Source organism: Nocardiopsis sp. NPDC101807, assembly GCF_044766605.1.
Taxonomy (GTDB): Bacteria; Actinomycetota; Actinomycetes; order Streptosporangiales; family Streptosporangiaceae; genus Nocardiopsis; species Nocardiopsis tropica.
In genome coordinates, this window is sequence record NZ_JBIWMK010000007.1 from 21,357 (window position 1) to 45,768 (window position 24,412).

At 73.6% G+C, this 24,412-nt stretch carries 18 protein-coding genes; 1 reads left to right on the forward strand and 17 read right to left on the reverse strand.

The genetic code is table 11. From position 1 onward, the window contains the following. Positions 1-7: 7 nt before the first annotated feature. The 17 genes from argC to ACIRPH_RS21545 all read right to left on the reverse strand — a co-directional run bounded on the left by argC (position 8) and on the right by ACIRPH_RS21545 (position 22,390). Complete coding sequence (gene argC, locus ACIRPH_RS21465) at positions 8-1,036, reverse strand: N-acetyl-gamma-glutamyl-phosphate reductase (protein ID WP_402917758.1); 1,029 nt, start codon at positions 1,034-1,036, stop codon at positions 8-10. A 139-nt stretch (positions 1,037-1,175) separates the two neighbouring features. Then, positions 1,176-2,591, reverse strand: coding sequence for an NAD(P)/FAD-dependent oxidoreductase (locus tag ACIRPH_RS21470; RefSeq protein WP_402916974.1), 1,416 nt, complete (start codon positions 2,589-2,591; stop codon positions 1,176-1,178). A 195-nt stretch (positions 2,592-2,786) separates the two neighbouring features. Then, positions 2,787-3,281, reverse strand: a complete 495-nt coding sequence (locus ACIRPH_RS21475) for a MarR family winged helix-turn-helix transcriptional regulator (protein ID WP_402916976.1) — start codon at positions 3,279-3,281, stop codon at positions 2,787-2,789. Positions 3,282-3,521: 240 nt separating this feature from the next. Continuing rightward, the gene (locus ACIRPH_RS21480) at positions 3,522-4,748 is read right to left on the reverse strand and encodes an aspartate aminotransferase family protein (protein WP_402917761.1); all 1,227 of its coding nucleotides are present in this window, start codon (positions 4,746-4,748) and stop codon (positions 3,522-3,524) included. 480 nt (positions 4,749-5,228) lie between these two features. Next, positions 5,229-7,718 (reverse strand): phenylalanine--tRNA ligase subunit beta, encoded by a 2,490-nt coding sequence (pheT, locus tag ACIRPH_RS21485; protein WP_402916978.1) that lies wholly within the window; start codon positions 7,716-7,718, stop codon positions 5,229-5,231. Further along, complete coding sequence (pheS, locus tag ACIRPH_RS21490; RefSeq protein WP_402916980.1) at positions 7,718-8,836, reverse strand: phenylalanine--tRNA ligase subunit alpha; 1,119 nt, start codon at positions 8,834-8,836, stop codon at positions 7,718-7,720. Before pheS ends, pheT begins: the two co-directional genes overlap by 1 nt. A 178-nt stretch (positions 8,837-9,014) precedes the next feature. Next, positions 9,015-10,253: an ATP-binding protein gene (locus ACIRPH_RS21495; protein ID WP_402916982.1), complete on the reverse strand. Its 1,239-nt coding sequence runs from the start codon at positions 10,251-10,253 to the stop codon at positions 9,015-9,017. Positions 10,254-10,785: 532 nt separating this feature from the next. Then, positions 10,786-11,628, reverse strand: coding sequence for a TrmH family RNA methyltransferase (locus ACIRPH_RS21500; protein WP_402916984.1), 843 nt, complete (start codon positions 11,626-11,628; stop codon positions 10,786-10,788). A gap of 28 nt (positions 11,629-11,656) precedes the next feature. Next, positions 11,657-12,028, reverse strand: a complete 372-nt coding sequence (gene rplT / locus ACIRPH_RS21505; RefSeq protein ID WP_378779806.1) for a 50S ribosomal protein L20 — start codon at positions 12,026-12,028, stop codon at positions 11,657-11,659. Positions 12,029-12,196: 168 nt separating this feature from the next. Then, on the reverse strand, positions 12,197-12,391 hold the full coding sequence (rpmI, locus tag ACIRPH_RS21510; protein ID WP_267948934.1) for a 50S ribosomal protein L35: 195 nt from the start codon (positions 12,389-12,391) through the stop codon (positions 12,197-12,199). A 183-nt stretch (positions 12,392-12,574) separates the two neighbouring features. Further along, positions 12,575-13,159, reverse strand: coding sequence for a translation initiation factor IF-3 (gene infC / locus ACIRPH_RS21515; protein WP_330094244.1), 585 nt, complete (start codon positions 13,157-13,159; stop codon positions 12,575-12,577). A 405-nt stretch (positions 13,160-13,564) separates the two neighbouring features. Then, positions 13,565-14,386 carry a shikimate dehydrogenase gene (locus ACIRPH_RS21520; protein ID WP_402916987.1) on the reverse strand — a complete coding sequence of 274 codons (822 nt, stop codon included), beginning with the start codon at positions 14,384-14,386 and terminating at the stop codon, positions 13,565-13,567. After that, on the reverse strand, positions 14,386-17,097 hold the full coding sequence (gene mltG, locus ACIRPH_RS21525) for an endolytic transglycosylase MltG (RefSeq protein ID WP_402916989.1): 2,712 nt from the start codon (positions 17,095-17,097) through the stop codon (positions 14,386-14,388). Before mltG ends, ACIRPH_RS21520 begins: the two co-directional genes overlap by 1 nt. After that, a complete protein-coding gene (gene ruvX / locus ACIRPH_RS21530; protein WP_267948931.1) occupies positions 17,097-17,582 on the reverse strand; it encodes a Holliday junction resolvase RuvX in 486 nt (161 codons plus the stop codon). Before ruvX ends, mltG begins: the two co-directional genes overlap by 1 nt. A 1,133-nt stretch (positions 17,583-18,715) precedes the next feature. Then, complete coding sequence (gene alaS / locus ACIRPH_RS21535; protein ID WP_402916992.1) at positions 18,716-21,385, reverse strand: alanine--tRNA ligase; 2,670 nt, start codon at positions 21,383-21,385, stop codon at positions 18,716-18,718. A 325-nt stretch (positions 21,386-21,710) separates the two neighbouring features. Beyond that, positions 21,711-22,001: a hypothetical protein gene (locus ACIRPH_RS21540; protein WP_402916993.1), complete on the reverse strand. Its 291-nt coding sequence runs from the start codon at positions 21,999-22,001 to the stop codon at positions 21,711-21,713. Then, complete coding sequence (locus ACIRPH_RS21545) at positions 21,998-22,390, reverse strand: DUF948 domain-containing protein (RefSeq protein WP_402916995.1); 393 nt, start codon at positions 22,388-22,390, stop codon at positions 21,998-22,000. Before ACIRPH_RS21545 ends, ACIRPH_RS21540 begins: the two co-directional genes overlap by 4 nt. Before the next feature lie 387 nt (positions 22,391-22,777). On the opposite strand from ACIRPH_RS21545, the gene ACIRPH_RS21550 reads away from it, so the two are divergent. Beyond that, positions 22,778-24,340 (forward strand): serine/threonine-protein kinase, encoded by a 1,563-nt coding sequence (locus tag ACIRPH_RS21550; RefSeq protein WP_402916997.1) that lies wholly within the window; start codon positions 22,778-22,780, stop codon positions 24,338-24,340. Positions 24,341-24,412: the final 72 nt, after the last annotated feature.

A 24,412-nucleotide genomic window follows, 5' to 3' on the forward strand; every position in this document is an offset into this window, starting at 1 on the left:
CCTCGTCCTAGGGGGCGACCGCGGCGAGCGGCAGGCCTGCGGTCTCGGACAGCCCGAGGGCGATGTTGGTGCTCTGGACGGCGCCGCCCGCGGTGCCCTTGGTGAGGTTGTCCAGGGCGGCGACCGCCACCATGCGGCCCGCCCCGGGGTCGACGGTGACCTGGACGAGGGTGGTGTTGGCGGCCAGCGTCATGGCGGTGCTGGGCCAGGTCCCCTCGGGGAGCAGGTGGACGAAGGGCTCGTCCGCGTAGGCGGTCTCGTAGGCGGCTCGGACCTGGTCCGCGGTGGTGCCGGGCCGCAGGGGCGCGGTGCAGGTGGCGAGGATCCCGCGGGGCAGCGGCGCGAGGACCGGGGTGAAGGAGAGCCGGACCGGCTCGCCGGTGACGGCGGTGAGGTTCTGGACGATCTCGGGGTTGTGCCGGTGGGCGCCGCCGACCCCGTAGGGGCTGAGCGCGCCCATGACCTCGCTGCCCACCAGGTTGGGCTTGGGGGCCTTGCCCGCACCGGAGGTGCCGGTGACGGCGACGACGGTCAGGTCCGGCTCGACGAGCTGCTCGGCCAGGCCGGGGAACAGGCCCAGGGTGGCGACGGTGACGTGGCAGCCGGGGACGGCGACGCGGCGGGCCCCGGCGAGCCGGTCGCGCTGCCCGGGGAGTTCCGGGAGGCCGTAGGGCCAGGTGCCGGCGTGGGGGGTTCCGTAGAAGCGTTCCCACGCCTCGGGGTCCTCGAGGCGGAAGTCGGCTCCGCAGTCGACGACGAGGACGTCGTCGCCGAGCTGCTGCGCGATGTCGGCGGACTGGCCGTGCGGCAGCGCGAGGTACACGATGTCGTGTCCGCTCAGCGCGTCGATGTCGGTGGGGGCCAGGACGCGGTCGGCCAGGGGCAGCAGGTGCGGCTGGTGCCGGATGAGGGGGGTACCGGCGTTCTTGGCGGCGGTGACCGCGCCGATCTCGATCTCGGGGTGGCCGAGGAGCAGTCGGAGCAGCTCGCCCCCCGCGTAGCCGCTGGCCCCGGCGATCGCCGCGCTGTATCCCATGCCGCTCCCCCTCGTCTCGTCTGACTGGACTATCATGCATCCCACTGCAAATTTATGCAACCCAGTTCGGGGCGCCCCCCGGGAGGAGGGGCGGGGGCGGGGGGAGGCGCGGAGCGCGGCCCGGGGCCGCCGGGCGGACTCAGCGGCGGGCGATACGGGAGGCGATGCCCGCGAGGCGGGAGGTGTGCCCCTTGTCCTCGGTCCTGGACTCGCGGCGGTCCGCGGTGCGGTAGAGGCCGTGGACGACCCTCGTGCCCGCCCAGCGCAGGGGCTCGGGCTCCCAGCCCCGCACCTGGTGGCCGACCCACGGCAGGCGGGTCAGCTCCGTCCGGCGGCCCAGGACCAGGTCCCGCAGCGTGCGGCCGGCGAGGTTGGCCGCGGCCACCCCGCTGCCCGCGTATCCGCCGGCCCAGCCCAGGCCGGAGCCGGCGTCCATGTGCACGCTCGGGCACCAGTCGCGCGGGACCCCGAGCAGCCCGGACCAGGCGTGCTCGACGGGCACGTCGGCCACGTCGGGGAACATCCGGGTGAGGGCGCGCCACAGGTCGGCGATCTCCTGCGGCGGGGTGGATCCGTCCTGGCCGGCCCCGGGGCGGTGCGGCACTCCGCGTCCGCCGATGGCGATGCGGTCGTCCGCCGTGCGCTGGGCGTAGACGTAGGCGTGGGCCGCGTCCCCCAGGACCTCGCGCCCCTCCCAGCCGATCTTCTCCCACAGCTCGGCTGGCACCGGCTCCGTGACGATCATCGAGGAGCGCATGGGGATCCACTCGCGGCGCTGACCGCGCAGGGCGGAGGTGAAACCCTCGGTCGCGCGGACGACGTGGTCGGCGGTGACCGTGCCGTGGTCGGTGACGACCGCGGGGCGGGCCGCGCCCAGACGGGGCCGGATCTCCTCGACGGCCGTGTCCTCGAAGACGTCGACGCCCAGGCCGGCCACCACGCGGGCCAGGCCCGTGACCAGCTTGGCGGGGTGCACGCGCGCGGCGTGCGGGGAGTGGGCCGAGGCGACGGCCCCGGCCACGGACAGCCGCGGCTCGTGGTCGTGCGCGAGGAGGTGGATGTCGTCGGGCCAGTAGCCCCACTCCTGCAGGTACTCGATCTCGGCGGTCAGGCGCTCCTGCTGCGCCGCGTTCGTGGCGACCAGGCGCATGCCGCCGCGCACGAGGTCGGCGTCGATCCCCTCGGCCTCCGTGACGGAGACCACCTCGTTCACGGTCTCCATCATGACCCGCTGGAGAGCGATCATCGGGGACTTGCCGTGTGACTGCGCGTAGCGTTCGCGGGAACCGGAGAACTCCGCCGAGAGCCACCCTCCGTTACGACCCGAGGCGCCGAACCCTGCGAACTCACGTTCGACGACGGCCACTCGCAGATCCGGCTGCGCCTTCTTGAGGTAGTAGGCGGTCCACAGGCCCGTGTAACCGGCTCCGACCACGCAGACGTCGTAGTCGGCCGACCCGGGGAGGGACGGTCTGCGCTCGGGGAGCCCGATGTCCCGGAACCAGAAGGAAACGCCCCCGTTCGCGAATCGTGAGGACCGGGGAATCGGCCTCATCTGCGCCGCAGTGGTGAACGGTCTCATCATTCCCCCCGGAACCTTGCGTGCCCACGGCCCATCCCCGCGCGGGACCCACGAACTCCCGCCAACCTACACGGGAACGTGGATCCATGGGATGTTTCCCCGCCGCCCCACGGACGCACCCGCCCCGAGAGCAAGGATTCGGCTACGCAGCGTTCCGACACGCGGCACTCATTCTCCGCACGAGCTGTCACGGAGAGTACGCGCAATGGTCGCGAGCCGCCGGACCCCCTCGGCCCCCAGGGGTGCGAGCACGTGCTCGCGCAGCCTCTCGACGTGCCTGGTCCGCGCCCTGCCGATGAAGTCCAGCCCCTGCTCGGTGAGCGCGGCGTAGACGACCCGGCGGTCGGAGGAGCAGTTCTCCCGCATCAGGTAGCCCTCGCGCTCCAGCCGGTCCGCGAGCTTGGTGAACCCGCCCGTGCTCAGGCTGACCTCGCGGGCCAGGCGGCTCATCGGCAGACGGTGCCCGGGGGTGCGCTGGAGCCGGATGAGGACCTCGAACCACGGCCCCGCCATGTCCTTGCCGTCCGGGGTTATCCCGCCCAGGAGCTTGGGCTGGACGACGTTCATCGCCTCGTGGACCAGGCCCCAGGCGGTGATGAGGTCGTCGTCGCCCGGCGTGTCGTCGCCCGCGCCCGCCGCGGCGTCGATCGGCTGTGTCGTCATGGCCCACTCCCTGTCCGTCCCGGGGCGGACGCCGGTGCGCATCTCACCCTCAAGAAATATCTTCCCAGTAAATATTACTCGAAGCCTGGGAAATGGCACAGGGTTTTTTCGCGGACACACGTCACGCCCGGTGCGTCGGCGCGACGGACCAGGCGTGGTGGTCGGGAACGCCCCTCGGGCGCGTCCCCTCGTCCTCGACCGGGTCCCGCCTCACCCCCCGGATGGGGCGGGACCCGGTCCTCAGTGGCGGGCGGCCACCGCGTCCAGCGCGGCGGAGAGCGTGGAGACCAGGTGGTCGATCTGCTCCCAGGTGATGACCAGGGGCGGCGAGACCAGGAGCGACGTGGGAATCGCCCGCACGATGACGCCCCGGGCCCGCGCCTCGGCGAACACCTCGGCCGTGGTGATCCCCCGGCCGCTCAGCGCCTCCTCCGTGAGTTCGACCGCGCCCATCACGCCGACCCCGGAGCGCACCCCGGCCACCAGCGGGTGGGAGGCGAGCCCCTGGAGGGCGACGTCCAGGTGCCGCTCCACCTCCAGCGACACCGTGAAGAGGTCCTCGCGCTCCAGGATGTCCAGGTTGGCCATGGCCGCGGCACACGCCGTCGGGTGCCCGGCGTAGGTGGTCCCGTGCATGAACGCGTTGCCCTCGCCGTTGTAGAACGGGTCGGCCACGTGTCCGCCGACCACGATGCCGCCCAGGGGCAGGTAGCCGCTGGAGACGCCCTTGGCGAACACCACCATGTCCGGGCTCACCCCGAACCGCTCGATACCGAACCAGTTGCCCAGCCGGGCGAAGCCGCAGATGACGCTGTCGACGATGAACAGCACGCCGTACTTGCGGCAGATCCGGGCGACCTCGGTGAAGTAGCCCTCCCCGGGCGGGTGGACGCCGCCCGAGCCGATCACCGGCTCCGCGAAGTAGGCCGCGACCCGCTCCGGTCCCACCCGCAGGATCTCGGCCTCCAGCGCCGCCGCCGAGTCGTGCGGCACCACCGAGGTGTCCTCGACCACCCTGCCGTAGCCGTGGCGGAAGCGGTCCGTGCCGGCGATGCTCGTCCCGAAGCCGTGCAGCCCGTGGTAGCCGCCGGTCCGGCTGATGAGATGCGTGCGTCCGGGCTGTCCCGTCACCGCCCAGTAGCGGCGGGCGAGCTTGGCGGCGGTCTCGATGGCCTCCCCGCCCCCGGAGGTGAGGATCACCCGGGGGTCGGCGACCGGCGCGTGGGCGGCCAGTCGTTCGCTGAGCTCCACGGCGGGGCCGTTGGAGAAGTCCCCGTAGACGGTGTAGGCGTCCAGGGTGCTGATCTGGCGGTGGACGGCGTCCGCGATCTCGGTGCGTCCGTGCCCGACGTTGCAGTACCAGAGGCTGGCCGTGCCGTCGAGGTACCGGTCCCCGGACGCGTCCCACAGCCACACGCCCTCGGCGCGGGCCACCATGAACTCGGGGCCCCTGGCCACGGTGTTCATGTCGCAGAAAGTGTGCCAGAGACGGCTGGGCTCCCTGTGCTCCTTGGGAGTGAGCGCGGACGAGACAACCGTTTCGGTCATATGGCGACCTCCGAGCCGTGTCATGCGCAAGCGCGCAGCGGAAAACTCAGGTTGATCCGACCTGCACCGGGCGCCCGTGTGCGGCAGGTGCTTGCAGGCTAAGCTTGCGACCCACCTCACAGCAAGAGACAAAACGAAGATTCATGCCCCGAAACCCAAACTTCATTCCGGCTACCCGGGGGGATTGGCACCAAAACCCTTACTGGGCTGGAAAAACAGGGCTGAAAATAGTCCGGGATCCGGGCTCCCCCGCGAGGCGTTTCGCCATGCGCGAGCCCAGGTGACGACGTCCCGCAGCACTGTCTTAACACAGAGGAGCGGGGCCGGTCACTCCCCTTCGGGGAAGTGGCCGGCCCCGCCTGCCGGCGCCCGGGTCCGCCGACCCGGGCGCCGCGGACCTCAGCCGCGCAGGACGGCGCCGGTGCGCTCGGCCGCCAGGGCCACGGCGGCGTCGCGGGCCGCGCCCGCCTCCTCCGCCGTCAGCGTCCGGTCCCCCGCACGGAACCTCAGGGTGAAGGCGACGGACTTGCGCCCCTCCCCGACCTGCTCCCCCGTGTAGACGTCGAACAGCCGCACGCTCTCCAGCAGCTCGCCCGCGCCCTCGGCCAGGGCCGCGCTGACGAGGCCGACCGGGACCGACGCGTCCACGGCCAGCGCCACGTCCTGGGTGGCGACGGGGTAGGTGGACACCTCGGGGGCGACGACCGGCGGGCGGGCGCGCTCGATCCGGTCCAGGTCCACCTCGACGGCAGCGGACCGCTCGGGCAGCCCGAACGCCTTCACCGTGCGCGGGTGGAGCTCACCCGCGTGTCCGACGAGCAGGCGCTCGCCGCCGACCCGCACGTAGAGCGCGGCGCAGCGGCCCGGGTGCCAGGGGGCGTGCTGGTCGGCCTCGACCTCCAGCTCGACCCCGGCGGTCCGTGCGACGTCCCGGGCGGCCTGGACCGCGTCGGCCCACGTCGCCGCGCGACCGGGTCCCCACCATCCGGCGCGCTCGAAGTCGCCGGCCAGCACCGCCCCCACGCGGCGCGGCTGCTCGGGCACGGCGGCGTCGATCTCGGCGAGTTCCTCCGCCCCCGGGCCGCGGTCCACCGGCAGCAGCGGGGCCCGGCCGGCCCCCTGGCGGGGCCGGTAGACCAGGCCGGTCTCGAACAGCGCCACGTCGGTGAAGCCCCGTCCCACGTTGCGGGCCAGCGCCTTGAACAGGCCCGGCAGCAGCGTGGTGCGCAGCAGCGGCTCCTCCTCGTTGAGGGGGTTGGCCAGGCGCAGGGCGACGCGGCGCCCGTCGTCGTCGGGGAGCTGGAGGCCGTCGAGGTCGCGCTGGCCCACGAACGGGTAGTTGAGCACCTCGTGGTACCCGGCGTCGGCGAGGGTGCGGCCGACCGCACGGCGCAGGCGCTGCCCGGCGGTGAGTCCGCGCCCGCTCCTGGCGCGCGGCGGGATCGAGGGGATGTTCTCGTAGCCCTCGAAGCGGATGACCTCCTCGGCGAGGTCGTTGGGGTCGGTGAGGTCGGGCCGCCAGGTGGGCGGGGTGACCCGGAGGACGTCGCCCTCCTCCTCGACACGGCAGCCGATGCGCCGCAGCCACGTCCGGGCGGTGCCCTCGGGGTAGTCCACACCGGCGACGGAGCCCGCGTGCGAGGCCCGCACGGTGACGGGCTCGCGCCCGGTGGTCCGGTCGATGTGGGTGTAGGCCGTCTCGACGGCCGCGCCGCCCAGCTCGGCGAGGAGTTCGGCCGCGCGCGTGGCCGCGACCAGCTGCACGGCGGAGTCGACGCCGCGCTCGAAGCGGCGGGAGGACTCCGAGGACAGCTGGTGGCGCCGCGAGGCCCGGGCGATGTGCATGGCGTCGAAGTGGCCCGCCTCGACCAGCACCTCCGTGCTGGTGGAGGAGATCTCCGTGGTCAGGCCGCCCATGACACCGGCGATGTTGACCGGTCCGCTGTCGTCGGCGATGACGATGTCGTCGGGGTCGAGGGAGCGCTGGACGTGGTCCAGGGTCTCCAGCTTCTCCCCCGCCCCGGCGGCCCGGACCCGCAGCGGGCCGCGGAGGGCGGACCGGTCCCAGGCGTGCAGGGGCTGCCCGAGTTCGAGCATCACGTAGTTGGTGACGTCGACCGCCAGGGAGATCGGCCGTACGCCGCTCTGGTGCAGGCGGCGCTTCATCCACAGCGGGGTGGGCGCCTCGGGGTCGAACCCCGTGGCGCCGCGCAGGACGTAGCTGTCGCACAGCGCCGGGTCGACCTCGGCCGCCCGGCCCTCACCGGTGGGTGCGGCGACGGCCACGTCGGCGGGGTCGCGGAAGTCCACACCGTAGAGGGCGGCGGTGTCGCGGGCGACGCCGCGCAGGGACAGCGCGTAGCCCCGGTCGGGCGTGACGGCGATGTCGAGAACGTCCTCGCGCAGGCCCAGGGGGCCGATGGCGTCCTCGCCCGGGGCGCCGGAGCCCTCGGGGAGCACGATGATGCCGCTGTGGTCGTCCCACAGGCCGAGCTCGGAGGCCGAGCAGATCATGCCCGCGGACATCCTGCCGTAGGTCTTGCGCGCTCCGATCCGGAACCCGCCGGCCAGCTCGGCCCCGGGCAGACTCGTGACGACGAGGTCGCCCTCCGCGAAGTTGCGGGCGCCGCAGATGATCTCCTGGGGCTCGCCGGTGCCGTTGGCGTCGCCGACGTCCACGCGGCAGTGGCGGATGGGCTTCTTGAAGCCGGTGAGCTCCTCGATCTCCAGCACCCGCCCGTAGACGACGGGGCCCTTGACGTCGGAGCCGAGCTCGTCGACGGTCTCGACCTCGAGGCCGGCCAGGGTCAGCCGGTCAGCGAGGGCGCGCGCGGTGACGTCGGCCGGGAGGTCGACGTACTCACGCAGCCAGGAAAGGGGGACGCGCATCAGTTCTCACTCCCGAACGCCGAGGTGAAGCGGATGTCGCCCTCGACCATGTCGTGCATGTCGCGCACGCCGTGCGCGAACATCAGTGTCCGTTCGATTCCGAGGCCGAAGGCCCAGCCGCTGTAGACCTCCGGGTCCACCCCCGCGGCGGTGAGCACGCGCGGGTTCACCACTCCGCAGCCACCGATCTCGATCCAGCCCTCGCTGGAGCAGGTGCGGCAGGGTGCGTCCGGGTCGCCCACGGACGCGCCGCGGCAGACGAAGCACTCCATGTCCACCTCGGCGGAGGGCTCGGTGAACGGGAAGTAGGAGGCGCGGAAGCGGGTCCGCAGCCCGGCCCCGAACATGGTCTCGACGAAGGCGTCGATGGCGCCGCGCAGGTGCGCGAGCGTGATGCCGCGGTCGACGACCAGGCCCTCCAGCTGGTGGAAGACCGGGGTGTGGGTGGCGTCCAGCTCGTCGGTGCGGAAGGTCTTCCCGGGGGCGACCACGTACACCGGCAGCTCGCGCGACAGCAGCGCGCGGACCTGCACCGGCGAGGTGTGGGTACGCATGACCAGGCCGGACTCGCCGCCGTCGGGCCCCTCGACGAAGAAGGTGTCCTGCATCGTGCGGGCGGGGTGGTCGGGCTGGAAGTTGAGCGCGTCGAAGTTGAACCACTCGGCCTCCACCTCGGGGCCCTCGGCGACCTCGAACCCCAGGCCGACGAAGATGTCGGCCATGCGCTCGGCGATGGTGGTCAGCGGGTGGCGGGCGCCGCGCGGTGCGCGGTCCCACGGCAGGGTGACGTCGACGCGCTCCTCGATGAGGACCCGCTCGTCGCGCTCGGTCTCCAGGACGGCCTGGCGGGCCTTGAGCGCCTGGCCGACGTCGCGGCGGGCACCGCCCACGCGCTTGCCCGCGTCGGCCTTCGCGGCCGGCGGCAGGGCGCCGATCTCCCTGTTGGCCAGGGCCAGCGGGGAGCGGTCCGAGGCGTGTGCGAGCCGGACCTCCTTGAGTTCGGCGAGGTCGCCGGCGGCCTCGATGGCGGCCAGCGCCTCCTCGCGCATGCGGGCGACCTCGTCGGGGTGCAGGGGGGTCACCTCGACCGGGTCGAAGGAATTGTTCGGTGCAGACATGGTTGGTTGCCTCGCCGCCGTCCCCCGCCAAGGGGTCGGGCGGCAGTCACGGTCCGCGACGGGGCGGACGAAGCCGACAGAAGAGCACAGGCGGATGTCGAGCATGCCCGGGTAAGGACCTGTTGCCGGGTCCGGGACACGCCGTGGAGCCCACCGGGGGCGCTGGAGGTCTGAGGGCTCAGACGAACTCGGGCGTCCCGGCGGGCATGGTAAATCGGAACTCCGCGCCGCCGCTGGGGGCGCGTCCGACGGTGATCGTGCCGCCGTGGGCCTCGACGAGGCCCTTGACGATGAACAGGCCGAGGCCGGTCCCGCTCCGGCGCTTGCTGCGCCAGAACTGGCGGAAGACGCGCGGAATGGTCTCGGGCGCTATGCCCTGGCCTTCGTCGCGCACCGACACCGCTGTTCCTCCCTCGCACGGCTCGATCACGATACTGACAGTACCAGCGCCGTGCCGCACCCCGTTTTCGACGAGGTTGGACAGTATCTGGTGGAGTTTGTCGGAGTCGATCCACATCTGCGGGAGCTCTCCGCGGGCCTCGACCCGGAAGCGCTCCTCCGACTCGCCCGCCGTGACGTATCCGGCGACGACCCGGCGCACGGCGCCGGGGAGGTCGACGACCTGGCGGCGGATCTCCAGGCGCCCCGACTCGATGCGTGACACGTCGAGGAGGTCGTGGATGAGGCGGGTGACGCGGTCGGCGTCGGCGTTGACCGTCTCCAGCATGAACAGCTTCTGTTTGTCGGTGAGCCTCTCCCACTTGGCGAGCAGGGTGGAGGTGAAGCCCTTGACGCTGGTCAGGGGGGAGCGCAGTTCGTGGGCGACCTCCGACACCAGGTCGGCGCGGCTGCGCTCGGCCCGGGTGGAGGCGTCGCGGAGGGTCAGGACCAGGCGGACGAGCTCTCCGCCCGGCCGGGCACGGACGTAGCGCGCGGCGACCAGTATCTCGCGCTCGTCCGGCAGGAAGAGGGCCCGTTCGGGCTGGCGGACGCGGTCGCGGGCGCCGCCGTAGGGGTCGCTGGCCTCCCACCAGTCCTGGCCGTCGTGGCCGACTAGGGGCAGGACGGCGCGGTAGTCGCGGCCCAGCGCCGCGTCGGCGGGGACGCCGGTGAGCTGCGCGGCCTGGGTGTTGAAGAGGACGACGCGGCCCGCGGCGTCGGCGACGACGACCCCGTCGGGCAGGTCGTCGGCGTGCAGGGGGGCTCCGGCCAGGCCCGCGGAGGCCCCGGCGACGTCCATGAGGGCGACGGAGGGGGGCTCGTTCCGCGGTGCGGAGCCGGCCCGGGGGGAGGATCCGCGTACCGCGGCCGCCTCGGCGGAGGCGGGGTCGGCTCCCTGCCCGGGGTCGTCCGACGGGTGGGCGGCTCCGCCGCCCGAGTCCTCCGCCGGGTGATCCGCCTTCCGGCCGCTGCCCACGCCTCTCCCCGCTCCCCTTGAAGGTCCACGACCGCAGGCTCCTGGGCCGAGGACCGCTGACCGGCCGCGTCCGCGAAACCCCGCGGGCACCACCGCAGGTTGTCTACCCTGCACTTCCACCTGGTACGCCTTGCGGCCCGGGTCGGGGCGTACGACGGGGACGAGCGTACAAGCACCCTCCGCGAGTCCCGCCGCCCGGGGACGGGCGTCGTCGCCCTCCCCGTGCGAGGTCTGCTCACGCGGTGTCGTCAAGCCTGCCCGGTGACGGCGTGCCGCACGGCGCCCCGCCCACGGCGCGGACAGGGCGGCCCGGGTTCGCGCACGACGCGCACGAACCTCCGTGATCCTGGTCAGACCCTATCTGCACTCGGGCCCCGTGCACGTGCATTTCGGGTGGAAGGGGCAGACCGTGACCGCTCGCTCACAGGGAGCGGATGGGGTGGAACACCCGTCTTCGACACCCCCGAGGTCGATTACCCGGAGTGATGAATCGGTGTGTGAGCTGGCATGATCCGACGGCCCCGGACCGGGGTCAGGAACGTCTCTGCTGCCGTGCGGTGGTGTAGAGGCACACGGCGGCGGCCGTGGCCAGATTCAGGCTTTCGGCCCCGCCGTAGATCGGAACGCTCACCGCTCCGTCCGTCAGGGCGACGATCTCCTCCGGCAGGCCCCAGGCCTCGTTGCCGAACACCCATCCGACCGGACCGTCCAGGTCACCGCCGTCGGCGACGCCGTGGAGGTCCCTCGTCCCGCCGCCGTCGGCGGCCCACACCTTGGCGCCCCTGCCGTGGAGGAAGTCCACGGCGCTCGCCACCGGCACGCCCACGACCACGGGAAGGTGGAACAGGCTCCCGGCGGAGGCCCTCACGCACTTGCCGTTGTAGGGGTCGACGGAGGCGTCGGTGAAGATGACGACGTCCGCCCCGGCCGCGTCGGCGGTGCGCAGCACCGTGCCCGCGTTCCCGGGGTCCCTGACGTGGGAGAGGACGACCGCGAGTCGGACGTCGCCGACCTCGCTCAGGGGGACGTCGACGAACTCGCAGATCGCGATGATCCCCTGGGGGGTCACCGTCTGGGCCAGCTCCGACATCACGTCCAGGCTGACCCTGTGGGTGGGGACGCCCGCCTCCCGGGCGGCGTCCACCAGGTCGATGTGGCGCTGCATGGCCTCCGCCGTGGCGTAGACCTCCACCACACCGGGGGCGGTCCCGCCCCGGGGGGACCGCCCGCCGCCCGCCGGGGCGAGCGCCTCCCGCACGGCCTGCGGCCCCTCCGCGAGGAAGCGCCGCTCACGTTGGCGGAAGGTGCGTTTGGCGAGCCGCCGAACCCCCTTGATCCTGGGTGACCGGATACTCGTGAACTCGTGGCTCGCCATCGCTACTCGCTGCTCAGTCCTGGACCGGTTACGCGGCGGCCTCGGCGGGGAGGGCCTTCTTGGCCGACTCCACCAGGGTCGCGAACGCGGCCTCGTCGTTGACGGCCAGCTCGGCCAGCATGCGACGGTCGACCTCGATGCCGGCCAGCTTCAGGCCCTGCATGAAGCGGTTGTAGGTGAGGCCGTTGGCGCGGGAGGCAGCGTTGATGCGCTGGATCCACAGGCGACGGAACTGCCCCTTCCGGTCCTTGCGGTCCCGGTAGGAGTAGGTCATCGAGTGGAGCATCTGCTCCTTGGCCTTGCGGTACAGGCGCGAACGCTGCCCGCGGTAGCCGCTCGCCCGGTCGAGAACGACCTTGCGCTTCTTCTTGGCGTTGAGAGCCCGCTTCACGCGTGCCACTGTGACTCCCTCGTTGTGTCTTCCGGCGCGCGCGGCGCGCCGACCGGCCCGGCTCTGAGAAGCCCGGCGGCCGTGTTCGCTTCGGGTTGTCCCCTCCCGGGGGCCGTCACCGTGCTGGCTGGACCCCGCACGTGGGCGCTTCCGGGAGGAAGGGGAAGGTCCTCGGTCCTACTTGCCGAGAAGCTTCTTGATGCTCTTGGTGTCCGCGGGAGAAAGCACGGCCTCGTTGCCCAGCTTGCGCTTGCGCTTGGAGGTCTTGTGCTCAAGGATGTGGTTCTTGTTGGCACGGCGGCGCATGATCTTGCCGGAGCCGGTGACCTTGAAGCGGTCCTTGGCCCCACTGTGGGTCTTGTTCTTCGGCATGTTCGCCGTGTCTCCTACTCCGTCGGCGTGCCACCCGCGCGAGGCGGAGGGCACGGTTCTTCCGCTGCTACAGCGGGGACCCCTGCGCGCCGGTACCCCGACGCATCCTGGCCGTGTCCGCACAGCCCACCCCACCACCCGGTGCCTTCCCGGCGTCCGGGCGGTGGGGGACTACGTCCGCCGCTAGACGGCTTCGCCCTGCTCGCGGCGGGTCTTGTCCCCCGCCGCCGCACGGGCCTCGGCCTTGTGCTCGGACCGCCGCTTGTGCGGGCCGATCACCATGACCATGTTGCGGCCGTCCTGCTTGGGCTGCGATTCCACGGTGCCAAGGTCCTGGACGTCCTCGGCCAGCCTTGCCAGCAGCCGGCGGCCCAGCTCGGGGCGGGACTGCTCGCGGCCGCGGAACATGATCGTCACCTTGACCTTGTCCCCGCTCTTGAGGAACCGGACGACGTGACCCTTCTTGGTCTCGTAGTCGTGCGGATCGATCTTCGGGCGGAGCTTGATCTCCTTGATGATCGTGTTCGACTGGTTCTTGCGCGATTCGCGGGCCTTGACCGCGGACTCGTACTTGAACTTGCCGTAGTCCATCAGCTTGGCGACCGGCGGGCGCGCGGTCGGCGCGACCTCGACCAGGTCGAGGTCGGACTCCTGGGCCAGACGCAGGGCGTCCTGCACGGAGACGATTCCGACCTGCTCACCGTTGGGTCCGACGAGACGGACCTCGGGCACCCGGATGCGGTCATTGATACGGGGCTCGGCGCTGATGAGACCCCTCCCTAGCTTTCTCGGATTACCTGGGACCGACCGTCCGCCAGGCGGCGGACGATCTGTTCGACCGGGCCGCCCGAGTCCGTCGGGCCACCCGATAGCGTCGGGGTCCCCGTAAAGCGAAAACCCCGCCAGCGTGTGCAAGCGGGGTGATCCGATCGGATATTCCTGGCGAGGGGCACCGCGCTCGCCGAACGCCCCGGACACGGGCGTCCGACGAGAAGAGCGCAAGCTCTCCATCGCCAGAACCGGAACCTGCGCGAGCCGTACCCGGCAGGTGGGAGGATCATCTCCGCTTGCGGCTCCGGTGTGAGACACACCGGACCAAGTCGATTACGTTCCCAATATAGCAGCAGACGGAAGCCTGTCGTCCCGCGCGCGCGATCTCCCGGCCGCGCACCCTCAGGACGCCTCCCTGCGGGCCAGTTCGGCCTCGCCCGCGGCGCGCATGGCCTCCACCGGGACGTCCGCGGCCCCGGTCATCAGCCGGACCTGGGCGACGGCCTGGTGCAAGAGCATCGGGAAGCCGCCCACGGTCCGCCCGCCGCGCGAGGCGACCGCCTCGGCGGCGCCGGTGGGCCAGGGGGCGTACACGACGTCGAACAGGTCGGCCCGGGAGCGGGCGAGGCGTTCGGCGTACCGGTCCGCGGCCCCGGAGGGCAGGGAGGAGACCACCAGGTCGGCGTCCAGGTACTCGTCGATCGCGGACAGCGGGGCGACCTCCACCGGGTGGCCGAGCCGCCGGGCCGCCGCGGTCACCTCGCCCGTCCGGGCGGTGTCGCGGGCCAGGACGGTCACCGCCGAGTCCACCCCCAGCAGGCGGAGCGCGGCGACGGCGGACGCCGCCGTCGCCCCCGCGCCCAGGACGACCGCGTCCCGCGGCGCGACGCCGGCCTCGGTGAGGGCGGCGGCGATCCCGGCGACGTCGGTGTTGTGCGCCTCCCAGCCCGCACCCCGGCGGACCAGGGTGTTGGCGCCGCCGACCTGGCGTGCGAGGTCGGTGACCGTGTCGGCCAGGTCCAGCGCGCGGCGTTTGAGGGGCATGGTCAGCGACAGCCCCGCCCACTCGCCGCCGAGCCCGGAGAGGAAGGGGGCGAGCCCCTCCTCCCCGCACTCGTACAGGCCGTAGGACCACCCCTCCAGTCCCATCTCCGCGTAGGCGGCGGCGTGCAGGACCGGGGAGAGGGAGTGCGCGACCGGGGATCCGAGGACTGCGGCGCGCACTACTCGCCGCCTCCCCAGGTCTCCTCGAACCTGGCCTTGAGCTCGTTGAACTCCGCCTCCGTGGAGGCGAACTCGGTGACCCCGTTCTCCGGGTCGGTGGCGACGAAGTACAGCCAGTCGCCCTCCGCCGGTTCGAGGGCGGCCTCGAGGGCGTCCTCCCCCGGGGCGACGAACGGGCCGGGGGGCAGACCGCTCTTGTGGTAGGTGTCGAACCCGCTGGTGTCCGCCTCGCACTGGGCGAGCTGGTCGTTGTTCAGCGCGATGCCGTACTCGCCGATGGCGTAGAAGCAGGTGCTGTCCATGCCGAGGTTCATGCCGATGTCCAGGCGGTTGTAGATCACCCGGGAGATCATCGGCATGTCCTCGGCCTTGCCGCTCTCGGCCTGGATGATGGACGCCATGGCCATGATCTCGTTGGGGTCGTAGCCGGCCTCCTCGGCCCGCTCCTCCAGCCCCATCTCCTCGGTGACGTTGCGGTGGTGGGTGACCATGGTCTTCAGCATGGACATGGCCTCGGTCCCCGGGTCGAACCGGTAGGTCGCCGGGAAGAGGTAGCCGGCGGACCCCTCCGTCGCGTAGTCGGGGAGGCCGAGCTCGTCGGTCTGCTCGTGCGCCGCCTGGAGCTCCTCCAGGGGGACGCCGGTCCGGTCGGCGAGTTCCTGGAGCACCTGCTCGTTGCGCAGGCCCTCCCGGATGGTGACCTGTCCGCCCAGGCGGCTCGCGGGGTCGAGCAGCGCGGCCACGGCCGCCTCGCCGCTCATCCCCTCGGCCAGGGCGTACGTGCCGGGGACCAGGCCGTCGCCGATCTCGTCCTCGGGGACGGCGTCCAGGGCGTTGACGAACGCCCGGGAGCTGGCGACGACGCCCTGGTCGGCGAGGTTGCCCGCGATGGCGGAACCGCTCTGCCCGTCCTCGATCACGAACACGACCTCGCCGCTGCCCTCGCCGGAGAAGTCCTCCGGGAAGACGTAGGTGCGCATGACGGCGTAGCCGCCGCCCCCGACCACCAGGATCAGGACGAGGACCAGGACGATCATCAGGCCCTTGCTCATGCCGCGGCGGCCCTTGCCCCTGCGGTTCGCGTTGGCGCGGGCCCGCTTGAGCTCCTTGGCCTTCTTGCGGCTGCTGCGGCCGCCGCCGTAGGCCTCGGCGATGTCGGCGAGCGCGGGCTCCTCGTACTCCTCGGGCTCCTCCTCGGGCTCCTCGGCGCGGCGGCCGCCGCGCCTGCGGCGGCTCCGGCGCCCCTCGGGCTCCCCGTCCCCGTCGTCCCCGCCGCGCCTGCGGCGGCTCCGGCGGCCGGCCGGTTCGGGCTCGGGCTCCTCCCCGGAGGCGTCCGCACCCGGGTCGGCGTCCTCTTCCCCGTCGTGGGCGGCGTCCGCCTCGGGGGGCGCCTCCTCCACCGGGGCGCCCCGCCTGCGGCGGTGCCCGCCGCGGCGGCTCCGGGGCGCCTCCTCCACCTCGTCGAAGGCGCCGGAGGGCGTCTCCTCCTCCGGCTCGGGGTCGCGGGCGGCGCCGCGTGGCTCCTCCTCGTCGCGCTCGGCCCGCGCGCGGCGGGCACGGCGGCGGGTCGGTCCGGGCACCGCGGCGAACGCGCCCGTGTCGGCGGAACCGGTCAGACCGGGGAAGCTCCCCGAGTCGAAGGCGCCGCTGTCCTCGGGGGCGTCGTCCAGGAAACCGCCGGTCGGCTCGTCGTCGCGGCGACCGCGCTTGCGACGGCCCCTGCGACCGGACCTCTCCTCCTCCACCGGCACGGCGCCGGTGTCGGCGGGACCCTCCTCCACGGGAGCGCCCCGACGGCGCCGGCCTCCCCGGCGGCCCGCGGGCGGCTCGGAGGCCGGGAGCGCGCCGGTGTCCGCGAGGCCCTCGGTACGCGATCGCCCCTCCGGGGCGAAGGCACCGCCGTCCTCGGGGGCGTCGTCCAGGAAACCGCCGGTCGGCTCGTCGTCGCGGCGACCGCGCTTGCGACGGCCCCTGCGACCGGACGTCTCCTCCTCCACCGGCACGGCGCCGGTGTCGGCGGGACCCTCCTCCACGGGAGCGCCCCGACGGCGCCGGGGCTCGGGTTCGGGCCCGGCCTGGCTCCGGCGCCCGCGCCGGGGCGGGAGCTCGTCCGCGGCGCGGTCCCGGGGCGGCGCGGGCTCGTCGGCGGGGCGGGCGGGCGTCGAGGGCGCGCCCAGGTTGGCGAGCGCCGCGAGCGCGTCCTGGGTGGGGTCGGCGGCCGGACCGCGGCGCGCGCGGGAGGGGTCCTGCGGCTGTGCGCGGTCCCCGGTCCCCGGCTCGTCGGCGTCCCGCGACCGGTTGGCTCCGGAGCGCGCGGCCCGCCCTCCTCGCAGCGCGTCGGCGGCTCCCGTGCGGCGGGGCTGTCCCGGCGGGGGCTCGGTCGGCGGCTCGGCCCGGCGCCGGCGCCCGGGGGGCGGGGCGTCGGGGCTCAGCGGGTCGTACTCGCCGTCGGCCCGGGGCGCGTACCGGGGCGTGCGGAACTCGTCCGTGCCGGGCCCGGTGCGGCGGAACCCGCCGGTGCCCGCACCGGGGTCGGCGGCGTCGGGGGGGGTGGGGGCGTCGCCCCTGGCCGGGGGCTCAGGACGCGCCCGCCGTCCGCGCGAGGGCGGCTGGGCGGGCAGCGGGTCGCTGAGCGGGTCGTAGTCGTAACCGCGCTCGCGTTCGTTACGTCCACGATAGGGATTGTCGGGGTAGTCATCCCTGTCGTTCATCATTCTCCCTGGCTGGAGCGGACGATCTCGCCCGGGGGCTGGCCTGTTGACCGTTCCTGGTCCAAGGCGCTCTGGAGCAGGACGGTGGCCGCCGCCTGGTCGATGACCGACCTGCGGGCCCGACCGCCCCTGGCCCCCTTCTTCGCGAAGGAGGCCCCGGAGAGCAACTGGCTCTGCGCCGTCACCGTGGTGAGGCGCTCGTCGACCAGGCGGACGGGGACGGGGTACAGGTGTACGGCGAGTGCGTTGGCGAACTCCCTGGCGGAACGGGCCGCGGGGCCCTCCTCGCCCGAGAGCGAGGCCGGGTAGCCCACGACGACCTCCCGAGCCTCGCGCTCGAGGACCAGCAGGGCGATGCGCTGCTTGTCGCCCCGGCCGCGCGGGATGGTCTCCACCGGGCTCGCGAGAGTACCACTGGGGTCGCTGGCGGCCACTCCGATGCGGGCGTTGCCCGGGTCGATGGCCAGTCGCACACCGTGCCTCAAGAGGACCTCTTCCCCGGACCGGGGTTGATGCGCGGGCGGGCCGTGCCGTCGGCGGCACGGCACCGCTGCTGGGGAATCCTCAACACGGTGGTCCTGTTCGTCAGCTGGATTGCGGGAAGCTCCGCACAGACAGCCGTGTGATCGGCTGTGACGCGCCACAGTATGCCCGATTCGATGACAGTGCGCAGCCTCGGCGGCGCTCGTGGGCGTCCGGGGCCGCTGCCCGTACCGGCGGTCCCGTGCGAGGGGGTCACGACGGGGTTCGGGTCGGGCGCGTTCGCTTCGAGTGTAAATCACACTCGTGCCGCCGCGGGGCGCTGCGGGGCCCCGGGGCCCTCCCCCTCCTGCGCGCTCACCCACGGGTGGGCCCCTCGTACGTGCCGCTTCCGGCGGTGGCGGCGCCGGCGGCCGGCGGGGCCGGACGGGCCGGGTCCGGGGCCGCCACGACGGGTCCCCCGCCGGTCGGCGGAACGGCCTCCGACCTGCCGGGCGCGGCCGGTGAGCTGGGGCGGACCGGGGTTCCCGAGCCGGCCCGGCCCCCGGTCCGGGGCTGGGCCCGCGTCCGGTCGGCGGCGCCGGCGGCACGGTCCCCGGCGGTGGTGGCGGGGGGTCGGGCCCCCGCCCCGGCCGGGGCGGCCGGGCCCGGGGCCGTGAGCAGCGCCACGGCCGGGCCGATCGGAACCTGTTTTCGCGGGACCACCCTCATAGTCACGAAGAGTTACATTACAGAGGACTGTGTGACTATGCGTGATTTCACCGTCGTATCACGTCCGCGCCCCCGTCACGGGCGGCGGGGTGGGGCGGTGCGCGGTACGGCGGCGGACCGGGGCCGGGGGCCGACGACGGGCGGCGGGGCCGGGACGGTGCGGAGTACGGCGGCGAACCCGGGCCGGCGGTGGGCGCCGCGGGCGAAGGACCGCGGGCGGCGCGGGGCCGTGCCAGGGACGGCCGGGTGACGGTGGTGGCGCCCGCGCGGTACCGGCGGCGGGGCGGGGGCTGCGGGGAGCCGGTGCCGTCCACAGGCGCGGCCGGGGGGTTTCCCGGCCGCCCTGCGCGTGGTCCCCTGGAAACAGGGGGACCTCCGCGCGGGGCGGCACGGTCATGCCCTCCGGCCGCTCGGCCCGCGGTGCCTCCTAGGCGCCGGCGACGCGCGCCTCCACGGCGCGCAGCGCCTCGTCGACCTTGGACGGGTCGCTGCCGCCGCCCTGCGCGATGTCCGGCTTGCCGCCGCCACCGCCGCCGAGCGCGCGTGCCGCGACGCCCACCAGGTCGCCCGCCTTGATACCCGCCTTCTGCGCGGCCTTGTTGGTCGCGATCACCACGACCGGTCGGTCCTTGGGCACGGCGGTCATGGCCACGACCACCGGCTCCTCCTCGCCCAGGCGGCCGCGCACGTCCAGGACCAGCGTGCGCAGGTCGTCACCGCTCGCGCCCTCGGGGGCGGAGGCCGCGACGACCAGCGCCGCCCCGTGGCGGCGGGCGCCCTCGGCGATCGACCCGGCCGCCTGGAGCACCTGGGCGGCCCGGAGCTTCTCGATCTCCTTCTCGGCGACGCGCAGGCGGGAGACCATCGAGTCGATGCGCTCGGGCAGCTGCTCCCGCGGCGTCTTGAGCTGCTCGGACAGCTGGCCGACCAGCGCCGACTCCTTGGACAGGCGCTTGAACGCGTCCACGCCCACCGCCGCCTCGACGCGGCGCACACCGGAGCCGATCGAGGACTCGCCGAGGAGCTTCACGATGCCGAGCCGGGCCGTGGAGGGGACGTGGGTGCCGCCGCACAGCTCGACGGAGTAGTCGCTCATCTCCACGACCCGCACGCGGTCGCCGTACTTCTCGCCGAACATGGCGAGCGCGCCCATCTTCAGCGCCTCCTCCAGGCTCTTCTCCTCGGTCCGCACCGCGATGTCGCCGGCCAGGACCGTGTTGACCTCCTCCTCGACCTCGGCCAGACGGTCGCCGCCCAGGGCGGTGTCGGAGGTGAAGTCGAACCGCAGCTGGCCGGGCCGGTTCTCCGAACCGGCCTGGCCCGCCGACGGGCCGAGGGCGTTGCGCAGCGCGGAGTGGATGAGGTGGGTCGCCGAGTGGGAGCGCTCGATCGCGTGGCGGCGGCCCGTGTCGATGGTCGCGTGCACCACGTCGTCCAGGACGACCTCGCCGGAGCGGACGGTGCCGCGGTGCACGAACAGGCCCGGGATCGGCTTCTGCACGTCCTCGACGTCCACGACGCCGCGGCCGTCCACCGTCAGCGTGCCCGTGTCGGCGAGCTGGCCGCCGCTCTCGGCGTAGAACGGGGTGCGGTCCAGGACGATCTCGACCTTGTCCCCCGCGCGGGCCGCGGGCGCCGAGACGCCGCCGACGACGATGCCCTTGACGTGCGACTCGCTCTCGGCGTCGGAGTAGCCGAGGAAGTCGGTGGACCCGGCCCCCTCCAGGAGCTGCGCGTACAGGGAGATGTCGGCGTTGCCGAGCTTCTTCGCCTTCGCGTCCGCCTTGGCGGTGTCCTTCTGCTTCTGCATCAGCTCGCGGAAGGAGGCCTCGTCCACCGTCAGGCCCTGCTCGCCGGCCATCTCCAGCGTGAGGTCGATCGGGAAGCCGTAGGTGTCGTGGAGCTGGAAGGCGTCCGACCCCGAGAAGGTGGTGCCGCCCGCCTGGCGGGTGCGTTCGGCCGCGCGGCCGAACAGCGCGGTGCCCGCGCGCAGGGTGTCGGCGAAGTTCCTCTCCTCGTTGTCGATCACACCGTGGACGACGTCGGCCTTGTCGAGGAGGTCGGGGTAGATGTCCTTCATCGCGTCGATGCTGACCTCGGTCAGCTCGTGCAGGAGGAAGGCGTCGTCGCCCGACAGCAGGCGCAGGTTGCGGATGGAGCGGCGCAGGATGCGGCGCAGGACGTACCCGGCCTTCTCGTTGCCGGGCTTGACGCCGTCGGCGACGAGCATGACGGCGCTGCGCACGTGGTCGGCGACCACGCGGAGCATGACGTCCTGGTCGTGGTCGTCGCCGTAGCGGGTGCCGGTCAGCTCCGCCGCCCGGTGCAGGACGCGGCCGATGATGTCGGTCTCGTAGATGTTGTCGACGCCCTGGAGGACCGCCGCGAGGCGCTCGAGGCCCAGGCCGGTGTCGATGTTCTTCTTGGGCAGTTCGCCGAGGATCGGGAAGCCGCTCTTGTCGCCGCCCTCACCCCGCTCGTACTGCATGAAGACGAGGTTCCAGATCTCGATGTAGCGGTTCTCGTCCGCCTCGGGGCCGCCCTCGGAGCCGAACTCGGGCCCCCGGTCGTAGAAGATCTCGGAGCACGGGCCGCAGGGTCCGGGGACGCCCATCGACCAGTAGTTCTCCTCCATCCCCATGCGCTGGATGCGCTCGGGGCGCACCCCGACCTTCTCGCGCCAGATCTCCTCGGCCTCGTCGTCGTCGAGGTAGACGGTCACCCACAGCTTCTCCGGGTCGATGCCGAAGCCGCCGTCCTCCACCGGGGTGGTGACGAGCTCCCACGCCAGCGGGATCGCCTGCTCCTTGAAGTAGGCCCCGAAGGAGAAGTTCCCGAGCATCTGGAAGAAGGTCGCGTGCCGGGAGGTCTTGCCGACCTCCTCGATGTCCTTGGTGCGGATGCACTTCTGGACGCTGGTGGCCGTGGCGTAGGGGGGCGTGCGCTGACCCAGGAAGAAGGGCTTGAACGGGACCATGCCTGCGGGGACCAGCAGCAGCGTGGGGTCTTCGGCGATGAGGCTTGCCGAGGGCACCACGGTGTGTCCGTTCTTCTCGAAGAAACTGAGGAAGCGGCGCGCGATCTCTGCCGTCTCCATTGATGCCCTCCTGTGCTCGGCTCCGCCGCCGTGGGCGACGGGTCGTCCCTGCGCGGGACCGTCTGACGCGTGGTCGGTGGTGGCCCATGCTAGGGGGGAACCGCCGGCCGGCGCGCGTGGTTTACGGGTGGCCGCCGGGGACCCGTCCTGGTGACGACAACGGCGGCGGCCTGGTTGTTCCAAGGCTATCGCCGCTGACCACCGCCGGGCCCCGTGCTTCCCCGCGTGCGGGGCGGAGCGCGCGGCGGTCGGGCCGGGCGCCGCGGACGGCGGTCGCGCGGGTCCGGGCCGCTCCGGGGGCGCGGGGTGGACCGCGGCCCCGGCCCTAGTCCCCGGGTTCCCCGGGGAGCTCCCGCGCCGAGCGGCGGCGGGACGCGGGCAGGTCCCGCCCGGGGGCGGGGGCGTAGCGGCGGAGGAGTTCCTCCTCCTGTTCGCGGACGGCGTCCGCGAGGTCGTCGTTGAACTCGCGGAGGGCGCCCCGGTACTCGGTGACGTGGCCCTCCACCCGCTCGGCGATCCCGCCGGGGGTGAGCGAGCGCCTGGCGCGGTTGAGGCGGTGGACCGCGTAGCCGCCGATGGCGGCGCCCGCGGCGAGGTAGAACAGCTTGCCGATCACCGGTTCGCCTTCCTCCTGCGGCCCCGGACCACGGCCAGCGCCCGGCGCCGGCCGAGCACGCGGCGCACCCCGTAGGAGAGCGAGGCGACCCGCACCAGGGGGCCGGTGACCACCGAGCGGGTCAGCGCCGTCATGGTGGAGACGTCCTCCGAGGACGCCTGTACGTTGGCGGTGATCTCCTCGACCCGTTCGAGCGAGGTGTTGGTGCGCTCCACGGTGGACGCGACGTCGTCCAGGAGCGGCGGGGTGCGCTCCCCCAGGTCCGAGACGACCTTGGTCGCCTCGTTGATGAGCTTGATCAGTTTGACGAGCGCCACGCACATGAACGTGGCCAGCACCGCCCAGACCACCGCGGCGACGAGCGCGGCGACCTCTCCTCCGGTAAGCATGCGGGCTCCGTGAGCAGATAGAGGTGTACTTCAAGTGTGCGGCGGCCCCCTCGCTCGCGCGTCGGGGCTGGGGGCCGGTGTGCGGGGGAGCCGGTGACTGCGCCGGGTCGGGCCTCCCGAGTGGTGAACCGGGCCTCCGCGGACGGGCCGGGCCGGTTTCGGCCGACCCTATCGCGTCACGGAGGCGGGTGCGCGGGCGCGCCCCCGTGTCGTACGGGGTGTCAGGGGTCACTTGCCGCTCCGCCGCCCTCCCGCGGTGGCCGGTGCGGGACGCGGGATCGACGCGGGGGGCGGCTCTGCCGGAGAATCACCCGGGGGCGGGAACTTCACTACGATGTCCGGACACTCGGCTTCCCGCCCTGCCCCTGAAGCGTCGACAGGACACCCATGAGCCCTCGTTCTCCCCGAGAGATCTCCGTACTGGTACCGCCGGACCTGGCCCCCCTCTATCCGGACGACCCCTCGCGGATCGGCCCCTACCTCGTCCTCGGGCGACTGGGACAGGGGGCCACCGGGACCGTCTACGCGGCCGTCGACGTGTCGTCGTCCACCGCAGGCGACCGGCTGGTCGCCGTGAAGGTGCTCAGATCCCCCGAGCTGGACTCGCCGGACGCCTATCCGGCCCTGGAGCGCCGCCTGCGCGCCCTGTCCAACGTGAATTCCAAGCGCGTCGTCGTGCCCTCGGCCTTCGACACCGACGCCAACCCGCCGTGGCTGGCCATGCCCTACCTGGCGGGCGAGCGGCTGTCGCACTACGTCACCAAGCGCGGCGGGCTCGGCACGGGCAAGCTCATCGCGCTGGCCACCGGTCTGGCCGAGGGCCTGTCCGTCCTGCACGCGCGGGGGGTGGCGCACGGGTCGCTGCGCCCCAGCGAGGTCCTGCTGGAGTCGCACGGTCCGCACATCATGGAGTGCGCCGTCGCCGCCTCCGCCGACCGGATGCGCGGGCTGGGCGCGACCTGGCTGAGCCCCGAGCGGTTCCGGGGCGGGGAGGCCACGCCCGCGTCCGACGTGTTCGCCTGGGGTGCGGTCGTGGCGTTCGCCGGGACGGGGCGGCTGCCCTTCGGCCCCGGGGAGCCCGAGGAGATCGCCGGGCGCGCCGCGAACGGGGACTTCGACCTGAGCGGGCTCGCCCGGGGCCTCCGGCCCGTGGTGGGCAGGGCCCTGTCCCCCGACCCCGACGGGCGCCCCGTCCTGCGCGAGGTCATCGGAGCGGTCATCGCGGTGTGGCAGTCCGAGCACGGCGGCGAGGCGTCCCCCTCGGGCGGCGCCCCGGCCGGCCGTGACGAGCTGGCGCGCATCCTGGAGCGCGAGTGGCACGCCGTGGAACCGCCCGCGCGGGTGCCGGAGGTGATCCGCCTGGAGGGGCGGATGTCCAACCGGCGCCCCACGAAGGCACTGCTGGTCGCCGGGAGCGCGGTGATCGCGCTCGCGCTGGTCGGCGCCGGCGTGTGGGGGGTGTCCCGCCTGTTGGGCCCCTCGGACGGGGAGGCCCTGGTCGCGGACGCCTCGGAGGAGGATCCGGCGGCGGAGAGCCCGGCGGCCGAGGAGGAGCCGCGGACCCTGGTGGTGCGGTTCGACCCGGCCGAGCAGGAGGACCTGGCGGAGGGGCCGTGGGTCTACACCCCGGTGGACCGGGACGACGAGCCGGTCCGCGGCCAGGGCGTGCCCAGCCACTCGGCGTGGGCGGAGCAGTGGGACGAGGCCGGCGACCCCGGGCGGGCGACGATCGCGCCCGACGCCGAGGTGCTGTGCGCGAAGTTCTGCGCCGCCCCCGACCACGTGTTCCTCGACGAGGAGGGGCGCGGCACCTGGGAGCTGACCGGGAGCGACTTCGTCGACTACCTGTCGTGGGGCCCGGTCGTGATCGTGGAGGTGACCTTCGCCGACGGGGGGTCGGACGCGGGTCCCCGGGAGATCGTGCAGATCACGGAGCTGTACACCGACTAGGCGTGCCGGCCCGGGAGGCCGGGGGCGCGGGCGGGCCGCGGCGCGCCGGGGAACCGGTGGGGCCGTCGCGGT